The organism is Pseudomonas sp. BS3782 TE3695 (assembly GCF_050435305.1).
GTDB lineage: Bacteria > Pseudomonadota > Gammaproteobacteria > Pseudomonadales > Pseudomonadaceae > Aquipseudomonas.
The window spans coordinates 4,145,430-4,159,952 of the sequence record NZ_JBNDKB010000001.1; the positions used below are offsets into that span (position 1 = coordinate 4,145,430).

General features: G+C 59.2%; 8 protein-coding genes. All 8 read left to right on the forward strand.

All coding sequences use genetic code 11. The features are described from left to right. Positions 1–103: 103 nt before the first annotated feature. Positions 104–1,378 carry an ABC transporter substrate-binding protein gene (locus ABH909_RS18650; protein WP_429435959.1) on the forward strand — a complete coding sequence of 425 codons (1,275 nt, stop codon included), beginning with the start codon at positions 104–106 and terminating at the stop codon, positions 1,376–1,378. Positions 1,379–1,399: 21 nt separating this feature from the next. Continuing rightward, entirely contained in the window at positions 1,400–2,362 is a 963-nt protein-coding gene (locus tag ABH909_RS18655) for a carbohydrate ABC transporter permease (RefSeq protein ID WP_429435961.1), read from the forward strand. Next, positions 2,359–3,201, forward strand: a complete 843-nt coding sequence (locus ABH909_RS18660; RefSeq protein WP_429435964.1) for a carbohydrate ABC transporter permease — start codon at positions 2,359–2,361, stop codon at positions 3,199–3,201. The genes ABH909_RS18655 and ABH909_RS18660 overlap by 4 nt, the downstream gene beginning before the upstream one ends. Before the next feature lie 27 nt (positions 3,202–3,228). Then, complete coding sequence (locus ABH909_RS18665; protein ID WP_429435967.1) at positions 3,229–4,374, forward strand: ABC transporter ATP-binding protein; 1,146 nt, start codon at positions 3,229–3,231, stop codon at positions 4,372–4,374. Then, the gene (locus ABH909_RS18670; RefSeq protein ID WP_429435969.1) at positions 4,371–5,873 is read left to right on the forward strand and encodes a glycoside hydrolase family 32 protein; all 1,503 of its coding nucleotides are present in this window, start codon (positions 4,371–4,373) and stop codon (positions 5,871–5,873) included. Before ABH909_RS18665 ends, ABH909_RS18670 begins: the two co-directional genes overlap by 4 nt. A 75-nt stretch (positions 5,874–5,948) precedes the next feature. Continuing rightward, positions 5,949–6,941: a LacI family DNA-binding transcriptional regulator gene (locus tag ABH909_RS18675; protein WP_429435972.1), complete on the forward strand. Its 993-nt coding sequence runs from the start codon at positions 5,949–5,951 to the stop codon at positions 6,939–6,941. Positions 6,942–7,238: 297 nt separating this feature from the next. Beyond that, positions 7,239–11,366 carry a DUF5801 repeats-in-toxin domain-containing protein gene (locus ABH909_RS18680; protein ID WP_429435975.1) on the forward strand — a complete coding sequence of 1,376 codons (4,128 nt, stop codon included), beginning with the start codon at positions 7,239–7,241 and terminating at the stop codon, positions 11,364–11,366. Between the two features lie 306 nt (positions 11,367–11,672). Then, a complete protein-coding gene (locus tag ABH909_RS18685) occupies positions 11,673–14,363 on the forward strand; it encodes a DUF5801 repeats-in-toxin domain-containing protein (protein WP_429435977.1) in 2,691 nt (896 codons plus the stop codon). Positions 14,364–14,523 lie beyond the last annotated feature (160 nt).

Below are 14,523 nucleotides of genomic sequence, written 5' to 3' on the forward strand. Positions count from 1 at the left end.
ATTGTCAAAATCCACGAAAAAAAGGATGCCTCATCGCAAATACGCTGCTACATTTGGCGATGTTAACGTTAACTTTTCTAAAAACAAAAATAAAGAGGGCTTTATGAAACACCTCAAATCTCTTCTTCCAGCAGCACTGCTTACCCTCTGCGCCGGGCTTCCATCCCTCTCGAGCGCAGCCGATTTGACGATCTCGTGTGGGGCGGTAGGTGCGGAATTACAACTCTGCAAAGAGGCTGTCCAGGCGTGGTCGAAACAGACCGGCAACAACGTCGAGGTGGTTTCCACGCCTAACTCGGCCACCGAGCGATTGTCGTTCTATCAACAGATCCTCAGTGCGCAGTCCAGCGACATCGACATCATTCAAATCGATATGGTGTGGCCGGGGATGTTGGCCAAACATTTGCTGGATCTGCGCGAGGTGCTTCCTGCCAACGCGACCCAAGGCTATTTCCAGGCACAGGTGGACAACGCCACGGTGAACGGACGGCTGGTGACGATGCCGTGGTTCACCGACTCGGGCCTGCTGTATTACCGCAAGGACTTGCTGGAGAAGTACAACCAGCAGGTGCCCCGGACCTGGGAGGAAATGACCGCTACCGCCAAAACTGTTCAACAGGCTGAGCGCACCGCCGGAAACCCCAATGCCTGGGGTTATATCTTTCAAGGGCGCGCCTACGAGGGCCTGACGTGCAATGCGCTGGAATGGATCAGCAGTCAACCGCAAGGCGGACTGGTCAATTCACAAGGCGACATTGTGGTCAACAGTCAGGCCTCAAGAACAGCGTTGACCCTGGCCAAAAGTTGGGTCGGCGACATCTCCCCGCGCGGCGTACTCAATTACACCGAGGAAGAAGGCCGGGGCGTATTCCAGTCGGGCAATGCGCTGTTCATGCGTAACTGGCCGTATGTCTGGGCCCTGGTCCAGGGTCAGGACAGTGCCGTAAAAGACAAGGTCGGGGTCGCTCCCCTGCCCCGCGGCGGCGAGACCGGCACCCATGCATCCACCCTCGGAGGCTGGGGCCTGGCGGTATCGCGGTACAGCGCCCACCCAAAACTGGCCGCCGAACTGGTGAGCTACCTGACCAGTGCCCAAGAGCAAAAACACCGTGCCCTGATAGGCGCCTATAACCCGGTTATCGAATCGCTGTATCAAGACCCCGAATTGCTCGCGGCCATGCCTTATTACGCTCAGCTGCACAGCATTCTCAACGATGGGGTCATGCGCCCCGCCTCCATCACTGCCGATCGCTATCCACGGGTCTCCAATGCGTTCTTCGATCGAGTGCATGGCGTGCTGGCGGGCGAGTTGCCTGTCGATCAGGCGCTGGCGGAACTGGAAAGCGAACTCACGCGCATCAAACGCCGGAACTGGTAAGCCACAAGGAAGGAAATCACCATGTCTGTCTCTACAACCCATGCCCCCGGTGATGAGCTTCTGCTCACCAGGGAAACGCCCGTACAACGTCGCCGAGTGCGCGCCGCCTGGCTATTTCTGACGCCGATGTTGCTATGTCTGGCCCTGGTGGCAGCCTGGCCGCTACTGCGCACATTCTGGTTCAGCCTGACCGACGCCAACCTGGCGGACACCGGTGGCGGAACCTTCATAGGCTTTGGCAATTATCTGTTCCACAACGGTTCCAGTTGGTCGGGCATTCTGGTCGATCCGCAATGGTGGAACGCGGTGCGCAACACCTTGCATTTCACCGTGGTGTCGGTGGGGCTGGAAGTCGTACTGGGGCTGCTGGTGGCGTTGCTGCTGAACATCAAGTTCACCGGCCGTTCGCTGGTGCGGGCGATGATTCTGATTCCCTGGGCGATTCCGACCATTGTTTCGGCGAAGATCTGGTCATGGATGCTTAACGACCAGTTCGGCATCATCAATCACCTGATGCTGAGCCTGGGCCTGATTGACGCCCCTCTGGCCTGGACGGCCGATGCGGATCTGTCGATGTGGGCGGTGATCATCGTCGATGTCTGGAAAACCGTCCCGTTTGTCACACTGCTGATGCTGGCCGCGTTGCAGATGTTGCCGAGCGATTGCTACGAAGCCGCCAGGGTCGATGGCATTCATCCGCTGAAAGTGTTCTGGCGTGTCACGCTGCCCCTGCTGATGCCCGCACTGCTGGTGGCGGCGATCTTCCGCATCCTCGACTCGCTGCGGGTATTCGACGTGATCTATGTGCTGACCTCGAACTCATCGAGCACCATGAGCATGTCGGTGTATGCCCGCCAGCACCTGGTGGAGTTCCAGGACGTCGGTTACGGCAGCGCGGCCTCGACACTACTGTTTCTGGTGGTTGCGGTCATCGCCCTGCTTTATCTCTACCTCGGACGCCGTCAACTGGAGGTCCGCTCATGAACCTGCGCCTACTGAAAAAAGCCCTGTTGCGCCTCGGGTTCTGGTGTCTGATCGGGGTGTTGCTGGTGTATGCGGTCTTCCCTTTCTACTACGCCATCGTGACGTCGCTGAAGCCGTCCAGCGCCTTGTTCGAGGTGAGCTACTGGATCGACAACCCCGACTTCTCCAACTACGCGGCGGTGCTCAATCAAGCCTCATTCCTGCGGGCGATCGGCAACTCGCTGGTGGTTGCGCTGTGTGTGGTGACCCTGGCGCTGTTCCTCAGCCTGACCGCCGCCTATGCCTTGGGCCGGGTGAAGTTTCGGGGGCGTGGCACGGTCTTGATGATGGTTCTTGGCGTGTCGATGTTTCCTCAGGTCGCGGTGCTGTCGGGACTGTTCGAAGTGATCCGCGCGCTGGGCCTGTACAACACGTCCTGGGCGTTGATCCTGAGCTACACGATTTTCACCCTGCCCTTCACCGTCTGGGTGCTGACCACGTTCATGGGGCAACTGCCCCATGAACTGGAAGAAGCGGCAATCATGGATGGTGCCTCGCCCTGGGTCACGCTGACCCGCGTGCTATTGCCGCTGCTCTGGCCCGCACTGGTCACCACTGGCTTATTGGCTTTCATCGCCGCGTGGAACGAGTTCCTGTTTGCCCTGACCTTCACCCTCACCGACACGCAACGCACGGTGCCGGTCGCCATCGCCCTGATTTCCGGCGGCAGCCCCCATGAGTTGCCTTGGGGGTTGTTGATGGCTGCATCGGTGGTGGTCACCGTCCCACTGGTGATTCTGGTGCTGATCTTCCAGCGCCGAATCGTTTCCGGTCTCACTGCCGGCGCGTTAAAGGGTTGATGCCCAACAAAGACAAGGAACAGCATCGTGATCAAATTGAAACTGGACAACGTAAACAAACAATTGGGCGGCGCGCGAATTCTTCGCGACGTCAGCCTGGAAATCGCGGCGGGTGAATTCGTGGTGTTCGTCGGCCCTTCGGGCTGCGGAAAATCGACCCTACTACGACTGATCGCCGGCCTGGATTCGATCTGCGGCGGCGATCTGCTGATCGACGGGCGTCGGGTCAACGACCTGGAGCCCCGGGAGCGTGGCGTCGGCATGGTGTTTCAGTCTTATGCGCTGTACCCGCACATGAGCGTCTACGACAACATCAGTTTTGGTCTCAAACTGGCCAAGACTGAAAAGACCAGCCTGCGCGAGCGCGTGCTGAAGACTGCGCAAATCCTGCAGTTGGACAAACTGCTGCAACGCAAGCCGAAGGAACTGTCCGGTGGGCAGCGTCAGCGTGTGGCCATGGGCAGAGCCATGGCGCGGGAGCCGGATATTCTGTTGTTCGACGAACCGCTTTCCAACCTGGATGCCTCCTTGCGGGTGCAGATGCGCAACGAAATTGCCCGGCTGCATGATCGGCTCGGCTCGACGATGATCTACGTCACCCACGATCAGGTTGAAGCGATGACCCTGGCCGACAAAATTGTCGTGCTCAATGGCGGTCGCGTAGAACAGGTCGGCTCACCGCGTGAACTCTATGAGCGCCCGGCCAGCCGCTTTGTCGCCGGTTTTCTCGGTTCGCCCAGAATGAATTTTCTGTCGGCGCGCCTGCAGACGCCAGGCGAAACCAGCCTGGTCGATACCCTCGTGTGGGGTATCACCTCCCTGCCCTTCGACAGCTCGAACCTGGCGGCAGGCACACCGCTGAGCCTGGGGATTCGTCCGGAACACGTGTCGCTCAAAGCGGCGGATGGTACCACTGGCGTCATGGTGACCGCGGTCGAATACCTGGGCAGCGAAACTTATGTGCACCTCGAGACAGGTCAGGACGAACCACTGATCTGTCGTTGCGAGGTCAGCGCCGGATGGCAAGCGGGCGATCGGGTTGAGCTGCAACTGGACATCGACAACCTGCACCTGTTCGACGCCGACGGCACGGCCTTGAGCCGTCATCCACACGCCATTGAAACCCTGCCGGCTGGCGTCCCTCAGCGCTCGGCACGAGCAAGCGCCCTATGACTGTGTCTTTGAATTCCATGAGTGTTCCAATGTCCGCTGCACTTGAGCTTGCGCAACATGCGCTGAGTGATGGCCTGTCCCGCGTCATCGATGATTATCGTCCCGGTTATCATCTTGCCCCCCCGGTGGGCTGGATGAATGACCCTAACGGGGTGGTGTACTTTCGTGGCGAATACCACGTGTTCTATCAACACCATCCCTTCGACTCGAAATGGGGCCCGATGTATTGGGGGCATGCCAAGAGCGCCGATCTGGTCCACTGGCAGCATCTGCCCATTGCGCTGGCGCCCGGCGATGACTTCGACCGTGATGGTTGTTTTTCCGGCAGCGCGGTGGTGTGTGGCGATACCCTGGCGCTGATTTACACCGGGCACACCTGGCTGGGTGAAGTGGGTGACGAGCGCTCGATCCGTCAAGTCCAGTGCCTGGCCACCAGCAGCGACGGCATCCGGTTCGTCAAGCATGGCGCCGTCATCGAGACCGCGCCGCACGATTCGATCATGCACTTTCGTGACCCCAAGGTGTGGCAAGAGGATGACGGCTGGTACCTGATTGCCGGCGCACGTCTGGGCGATGTGCCGTTGCTGCCGCTGTACCGTTCCGCGGATCTGCACACCTGGGAATTCCTCGACTATGTGTCCAGCGGCAGCGAGGGCGATGGCTACATGTGGGAATGCCCGGACCTGTTCCGGCTGAACGGGCGCGATGTGCTGCTCTACTCCCCCCAAGGCATGCAACCCGAGGGTTACGAGCGGCTCAACAAGTACCAGACCGGTTATCGAGTGGGCCGACTCGACAGCGAGTGGCACTTCACCGGCGGGCCTTTTATCGAGCTGGATAACGGCCACGATTTCTATGCCGCGCAAACGCTTCTGGCCGCCGATGGCCGGCGCCTTGTGTGGGCGTGGCTCGACATGTGGGAAAGCCCGATGCCGAGCCAGGCTCATCACTGGTGCGGCATGCTCGGTGTGCCGCGCGAACTTGAACTGCACGCCGATCGCCTTTGCGTGTATCCGGCACGGGAGCTAACCGCCCTGCGCATGGCGCCATTGCCAGGCGTGTCTTGGTGGGAGGGTTCGGGAAGTCGGTGGGTGCCGGAAGTGAATGGCCAGATGCTCGAAATTCATGTGCATCTGGATTTGCGTGGCTGCACTGATGGTCACCTCGGAATCGCCTTGCGTTGCAGCGACGATGGTCATGAAGAAACCCTGCTCTATTACGATGCGTCGCTGCAACGTCTGGTGCTTGACCGCAGCCGTGCGGGTGCGCAAGTCACCGGTCAGCGCAGCGTGGCGATTGACCCGACTCAAGAACGACTGGAATTGCGAGTGTTCCTCGATCGCTCGTCCATCGAGGTGTTCGACGAAAACGGTCGTTTCAGCTTCAGCAGCCGTCTCTATCCGCGACCCGACAGTCTGGGCGTGAAGCTGTTTGCCAATGGGAGTGGCGGGCGTGTCTCGATTCCCAAGGCATGGCCTCTGGCCTCGGGATGGCTGTGAGCGGCGTCATTCGAGTCGCGGGAAACCCGGGCCCTGTGTCATGATCCTGCGTCAACCTGACCGGCCTCGCCTCGCATGACTTCAGTGAAAGACGTTGCACAGCTGGCCGGCGTGTCCCTGATGACGGTTTCTCGAGCGCTCAATAATCCGGAAAAACTGAGCCCCGAAACCCTTCAGCGGGTGCGTCGCGCCATTGACGAACTGCAATTCGTACCGAGCCTGTCGGCGCGCAAGATGCGCGGCGACAACCTCCAGTCGCGCACCATCGGAGTGTTCGCGCTGGACACCGCGACCACACCGTTCGCGGTCGAGTTGCTGCTGTCCATCGAACAGACCGCGCAGCAGGCGGGCTGGAATGTGTTCATCCTCAACCTGTTGAGCAACCCGCCGACCGACCAGAACATTGACCTGATGCTGTCGCACCGTCCCGACGGGTTGATCTTCAGCGCCATGGGGTTTCGCCAGGTGTGCATTCCCGAACGCTTGAAGAGCAAACCCCTGGTGCTCGCCAATTGCCTGGCAGATGACAGTCGCCTGGTCAGTTATGTGCCCGATGACGAAACGGGGCAGTATCGAGCCGTGCATCACGCGTTGAGCCAAGGCTATCGACGTCCCCTGTGTATCAACTTGCCCAAACAGAGCCTGGCCTGGGGCCTGCGACAAAAAGGCCTGCAGCGTGCCTGCCAGGCATTTGGCCTCGCGCCTGAGGCACTGGTGCAATACGACCTTTCCGATCACGACGCCTATGGTGAAACCGCAGCCATCCTCGACCGGCACATCATCGAGGGTCGCCCGCAATTCGACATCCTGATCTGTGGCAACGACCGGATTGCCTTCTGTGCCTATCAGCTGTTGTTGGGCCGAGGCCTGAAAATTCCCGCCGATGTCGCCGTGCTCGGCTATGACAACATGATCGGCATCGCCGAACTGTTCATCCCGCCGCTGACCACGGTGCAATTGCCGTACTACGAGATCGGTCGCAATGCGGCCCGGCATCTGATCGAGACCCTTGAGGTAGAGGGTGCCCAGCCCGTTGATTGTCCGTTGGTGGTCAGAACGTCGTTGTGAGCTGTCAAAACCCTTTATCGAGGACCAGCGCTTGGTAAAGGGTTGATTGTTTAGTTGGGCGGAACGACGTTATCCGGCATTCGATTCACTGCCAATTCCCCCAGCATAATGACCTTTTGTTCCTGATCGCTGCCACGCCGCGCCCTCACGCCTCCTCCCGCCTCCCCTCCGAGTAGTCCGAAACTCCCAGCCCGTTTGGGAGTATCCGCCGATGCGCAATCCCTGGCGTTTATCCATAGTGGCGACCAAAGGTCAACGGTCAGGCCTAGATGACCGCAACTGCCCCAGGAAAAAGTCATGACTATTGAGCAAAATTCGTTGAGCATCGTGGCGACCGGCGTGGACGTTACGCTGGACGAAACGGCCGGTTTGCAGAACGCCACCGCCACTTCAAGCCCTGGGGAAGACGCTAACGACAACGACACGGCGCGATCCCTGCCCTCGGCCTTCTCTACCCGTTTGACCACCCTTGCGGCAGGTACCGCAATGGATGCGGCCTTGAGTGGCCATGACGGTGCCAACGAGGGCAGTAATGCGTTCACCATCAGCGGTGCAACAAGCGGTACTGATGTCAGCTTCGTCGGCAGCGATGGCGCACCGCTCAATGGTTTTGACAGCGGACTGGATACCCTCGATGGCACCAGCATCCTTCTCTATACCGATACCGAGAACAACAATATCCTTCTGGGCCGAGCCGGAGGCGCAACCGGCGCGATCGTGTTCGCTGCCTATATCGAGGAAACCGGATCGCCGGTCACAGGCGGCAAGATCTGGACCGTGGAGTACCAACCAATCAAGCATCCAGGTACGACGAACCCCGATGACTCGGTCGATCTGACGGATCTGGTTTTCATCGGAGCCAGTCAGAACCTGGAATTCAGTCTCGATAATGCGCCCTCCGGTCAGAACCTCTTCCTGATGTTCACAACAGCGAACCCGGCAACTGAAACGGTCGGCGGTGTCGTGCGGATCACCGATCCCGCCGTCATTGCCACTGGCAAGCTACCGGCGAATCAGTCCGGGCTTGACCCCAACGACCCGGGCGACGACATCAGCATAACGACTGGCGACACGATCAATACCAGCCAGGCAGGCGGGCCGACCACCTTCGGCACTAACAACCAAATGATTACGGAACAGGAAGGCATCCGTTTTTCGTTCGTCACCGGTGCCAGGCAGGATGTGACCATTCCCAACCTCAGTCAGGGTGAAGCAGACGTTGAATCCAACATCGACTTTACCGGCGTCGTCAATGTGAATACGGTCAGCTTCGACGTCGTGCAGTTGCAAAGCGGCAAGAGTGCTGTCGTAAAAATCAGCGCATTCAGTACCGATCCTGAACTTAAAACGGATTTCATCGACGGATATGCAGATGATGAATCGATTCCCATCACCAGTGTGCGCGTCCTCAACAGCTCCGGGACGGTGATAGAGAATTCAGATGGACCGGAGAATGACACGACCATTGAAATCAGCTTTGACGCTGATGGGGTTGCAACCCTCACCGGCATTAAAGCCGGCTACGTGATTGAATACACCACAACGGAGGTTCACAACCGCGTACTCATCGAGAACGGGGCGGCTCTCAACGCCAAGGGCAATGCCCACGCCGATTTTGATATCGATGGCCTCCACCTGTTCCAAGCCTCTATTACGAAAGCGGAAATCGGTTCCCGGATAAACTTCGAAGACGACGGGCCGGCGGCGGCCGGGACCGCCGTGGCGGGAACCGTCGACGAGGACGGCCTGACCAATGGCATTGCCGGTGGTACGGGCGACGTGGATGGCGTGGCGACCACGGCCAGCGGCAGTGTGACCGGCATCTTCCAGTCTGGCGTCGACACGCCGCTGACCTATGCCTTGTCGAGTGATACCAGCGGCTTACCGGCGCTGAACTCGGGCGGAGTGGCGCTGGTGTACAGCGTCGCGGGCGGCACACTCACCGCCAAGGCCGGCGTAGCCGGTGCAGACGTGTTCACCTTCAGTCTCACCGCAGCGGGAGTCTACACCTTCACACTGCTCAAGCCGCTGGATCACGCGGCCGGTAACAACGAGAACGACATCACCATCAACCTGGGCTCGCTGCTGCAAGCCACCGACAAGGACGGCGACACGGTGACAGCCGCGGCCGAGAAATTGGTCATCACCGTCGATGACGACACGCCGACTGCGACCGGCACTGCCGCAACGGGAACCGTCGACGAGGACGGCCTGGCCAATGGCATTGCCGGTGGTACGGGCGACGTGACTGGCGAAGCGACCACGGCCAGCGGCAGCGTGACCGGCATCTTCCAGTCTGGCGCCGACACGCCGCTGACCTACGCCTTGTTGAGTGATACCAGCGGCTTACCGGCGCTGAACTCGGGTGGAGTGGCGCTGGTGTACAGCGTCGCGGGCGGCACACTCACCGCCAAGGCCGGCGTAGCCGGTGCCGACGTGTTCACCTTCAGCCTCACCGCAGCGGGTGACTACACCTTCACGCTGCTCAAGCCGCTGGATCACGCGGCTGGCAACGACGAGAACGACATCACTATCAACCTGGGCACGCTGCTGCAGGCCACCGACTACGATGGCGACACGGTGACGGCCGCGGCCGAGAAACTGGTCATTACCGTCGACGACGACACGCCGACCGCGACCGGCACTGCCGCAACGGGAACCGTCGACGAAGACGGCCTGACCAATGGGATTGCCGGTGGTACGGGCGACGTGGAGGGCGAGGCAACCACGGCCGGCGGCAGCGTGACTGGCATCTTCCAGTCGGGCGCCGACACGCCGCTGACCTATGCCTTGTCGAGTAACACCAGCGGCTTGCCGGCGCTGAACTCGGGGGGGGTGGCGCTGGTGTACAGCGTCGCGGGCAACACCCTCACCGCCAAGGCAGGCGTAGGCGGTGCCGACGTGTTCACGTTCAGTCTCACCGCAGCGGGTGTGTACAGCTTCACGCTGCTCAAGCCGCTGGATCACGCGGCTGGCAACGACGAGAACGACATCACTATCAACCTGGGCACGCTGCTGCAGGCCACCGACTACGATGGCGACACAGTGACGGCCGCGGCCGACAAACTGGTCATCACCGTCGACGACGATACGCCCGTTATATCAACAGCCCCTGTGCAAGATGGCGATCCCACTTTGGGTGCGACGTCATGGACCTTTTCGGGTGAGTTCGCCTACTCGTTAGGTGCGGACCAGCGCGGGCCGACCTACTCTTCGGCAGCGGACAGTGATTTTGCCGAACTCGCCCTCGCTGGTACGGCGAACGATGTTGCGATCGTTGATCCAACGGTCACCTGGGATTCGGAGAATCTCGACGCTGCCACGTTTGATGTGTCGTTCAAATACGATCACGACCGCAACGCTGCCACCGATCCTGAACTGGTGGAAGGCACGCTGGTGTTTGACAAAGTCAATGACACCTACACCTTCGAGATGGATGCGCTGCAAACGACGCAAGACGTCACGCTGGGCGAAGGCACTGGATACGAAACGTATGACGTGGGTGGCATGAGCCCTTCCAGTGGCCCATCACCTGTGGCCACCGGGAAGCTTGGTGAAGGTTTCTTCATCCAGATCACGGGCTTCGAGTCACCACTGAGTGCCAACGGCAATACTGCCGTGGCGGAAGGTGAGCTTGTGAGCGGCACGCAGGCCCCGGTAACCTTGTCCAGCACGGCTCTGGGCGTCTCCGGAAATACGATCCAGGCCGGTGAAGCGGCCAACATCAACTTCTTCCAGACTGATCCGAAAGGAGATCTGGGCGCGACCGATTTTAGTTACGCGACCGATTTCTTTATCAAGTTCGATGGATACGAGACTGAAAGCGATGATCTTGTGCTTATAGTCAGTCTTGCTGATAGTACCGGCGCGACTACAACACGTGCCATCTACGTCGACCAAGGCGATGTGTACGAGAACGATACGGTCAATACCGATCTTGTTGGAACCAAGTACGAGGCCCTGATCGCCAACGACCTGGCCGATCCGAACGACCCGTTCCTGGACAATAATGATGCTCTATTGATTGTTGAAAGTAATGATTTCAACATTCAGAGCGGTGATAACTGGCTCATCAAGGGTATTCAGATTCTTTCGAATGATGCTGGCCTTACGGGCAGCGCGATAAATCTGAATCGCGATGTCGGTGCCGATGGCGCAAGCAGCACTTCCGCACAGCCGGTCAGTGGTCTCGTCGGGCCTGGAAACACGATTGCGGAGGATACGAGTACGAATCCGCTGAAGATCATCGATGCTGGTTTTTCCACCACCACGACTACACCCGCTACCCTTGATCTGACGCTGGATTTCAAGGTCGTCGATAGAGATAGCGATTCCACCGCTGTCCAGACGATTGATATCGAAAATCCTGTCGTGGTCGAACTGGTGGGAGTGACCAACTTGGCACCGACAGATTTGGTGCTTTGATCCGGTGACCGACATCGCAAGCACTGACATTGTCTGAAAACCGCTGCAGATACACGGCTTGGCTCCCGCAAGGGGCCAGGCCGTTTTTTATGGCCACTGTGAGCCTTGCGACATGTCCTCATTCACAAACGGAATAGGCGGCACCGTTCCTTCATCCCCTCGTGCTGTTCCCTCATCCAGATAGTCTGAAACTCCCATCCCGCTTGGGAGTATCGGCCGATGCGCAACCCCCGGCGCATGCTCATAGTTGCGAACTATGGTCAACGGTCAGGCCTCGATGACCGCAATTACCCCGGGAGAAAAATCATGGCTATTGGAATTACCGGCGTGAACGTTTCGCTGGATGAAACGGCCGGATTGCAGAACGCCACCGCCACGCCAACCCCACCGGGAGACGCTGACGACAACGACATTCTGGTGGCATCCCTGCCCTCGGCCTTCGCTACCCGTTTGACCGCACTGAGTGCCGGGACCGCAACGGGTGCAGCGTTGAGTGGCTATACCGGTGCCGTGGGCGACACGGGCAGCAATGCGTTCACCATCACCGACGGAGCAAGCATTACCGATATCAGCTTCGTCGACAGTACGGGCGCACCGCTCGATGGCGTCGACAGCGGATTGTTTACCCTCGATGGCACCAGCATCCTTCTCTACACGGATACGAACAACAACATCCTTCTGGGCCGAGCCGGGAGCGCTACCGGCGCGATCGTGTTCGCCGCCTATATCGAAGAAACCGGATCGCCGGTCTCGGGCGGCAAGATCTGGACCGTGGAGTACCAACCGCTCAAGCATCCAGATGATACGAACCCCGATGATTCACTCAATCTGCTGGATAAGGTGTTCGTCGGAACCAGTCAGGATCTGGAATTCAGCCTGGCCGGTGTGCCTTCCGGTGCGAACCTCTTCCTGATGTTCACGAAGGCGAACCCGACAGTTGTCGACGACGGTGGTGTCTTGCGGATCACGGATCCAACCATCATCGCCACCGGCAAAGACCCCGCAGACGAGTCAAGCGGCACCAATATCAACACTGGCGACACGATCATTACCAGCCAGGCGGCTAACCCGACCACCTTCGGCACCAACAGTCAGATGATTACGGAACAGGATGGCATCCGCTTTTCGTTCGTCACCGGTGCCCGGCAGGATGTGACCATTCCCAACCTGAGTCCGACCGAAGCAGATGTTGAATCCAACATCGACTTTACCGACGTCTTCAACGCGAAGATGGCCAGCTTCGAGGTCGTGCAGTTGCAAAGCGGCAAGAGTGCCGTGGTAAAAATCAGCGCATTCAGCACCGCTGCTGAACCTGGCGAGGATTTCATCAACGGCTATGACGGCGATACGCCGATTGCCATCACCAATGTGCGCGTCTTCAATTCAGGCGTATTGGTGACTGATCCGGCCCTTGTCATCAGCATTACTGACGGGGTTGCAACCATCACCGGCGTTAAAGCCGGCTACCAGATTGAATACACCACAGCGTCGGATCACAACCGCGTGCTCGTCGAGAACGGAGCAGCCCTCGACGCCAGGGGCAATACCCACGCCGACTTTGACATCGGTGGTTTTACGCTGCTCCAAACCGCTGTTGCGACCGCCGAAATCGGCTCCAAGATGCTTTTCGAAGATGATGGCCCTGCACTCGCCTTTGGTAACCTGATCGGCAGCGGTAGTGTCCTGCCACAAACCGGGTACTGGAGTCATTTGGCCGGTGCCGACGGGCTGGATGCGGACGGTCTGGATATTTCGGTGAATAGCTCGTTCACCCTCGTCAGGCCAGACAACACCACCACGACCGGGACCGCCACACTCACCGAGCAGTCGCCTTCACCGGACGGCAATGGCGCGTACCAATTCGCCGGGACCTTGACCGGCGATTTCGACAACAACGCGGCCACGGCGGATACCATCATCGACTACACGCTGAGTGCCTTGGCCGATGGCAGCTATGTACTGGATCTGGTGCAAGGCTTCAGTTCGACGGTCGTTCTCAGCAGTGCCGATGGCGCCCTCGGTGCCGGCGGCCCGGACCCCGTGCGCACCTTGTTAATCCCAGAGCAGGATCCACCAACTATTCCTTCGCCATCCGAGGAGATTGTCTTTTTTGGTGTTAACGCGACCACGTCCTCAAGCGATATATTTTCCGCCATCGGACTGGGAGCGCCCGACCTCACCGAAGCACAGATAGAAGGTGGCGGGTTTGCGTTCATCGGCGCCGCAAACATGAACGTCAGCACGTCCGGTATCGGCATCGCCAACAATAACCTGGATGGAAACACGACAGCAGGCATCAATGCCGGTGACGAGAGTTTCGTCATCAATCCCGAGTCTTTGTTGTCGAGCATGAAAGTATTCATCGACAACTCGGTGCAAGGGTACAACCCGGCAACGGAAGAGCTGTATTACACGATCTACTACGCGGACGGCACCACCTCGGGTTCGCCGACGAAGGTTCTTGCCGCTGATCTGACCGCGGAGGCCGGAGGACAGACGTCCTTCGTCATCGAGAAAGCGGATGCGACGCTGATCGACGCTGTTCAGCTCACGATGGGCCTGGGCACGATCAAGATCCCGGTGATCGAGTTCATTCAGCAGACCGAGAGCCTGGCCAGCGATGTCCAGCTGACATTCAACGCGACGGTGACCGACAGGGATGGAGACTCGGCGACGAGTACGTTCGACGCCAACCTGTTCGCCAACGACTTGACCGGCACCTTCGACTACACGCTGGTGGGCACGGGCGGTGAGCGGGATGCCTTCAACGTCGATCTGTCGTTCACCGAGAACCAGTACCAGGTCACCGGCTTCGATGCAGACGCCAATCTGCGAGACACGCTGGTGCTCAACGGCGACCAGAACGCGGTTGTCCAGATCGACAACGACGGCGCAGACAGCATCGTGTCGGTCACCGAAACGGGCGGACAGGTCACGACCATCACCTTGGTTGGAGTCGATCTTCTGACTAGCGACATTGTTCTTGGCAGCGCCTGAGCAACGCATGAAAGGATGCGAGGGTGGCACAAATCACCCTCGCATTTTTGCAATTCCAACAGGACATCCGCACGCTCGCATCAACCTGGGCACCCTGCGACAGACTACCGATGAGGATGACTAGGCCGAAACTCCCATCCCGCTTGGGAGTATCGGCCGA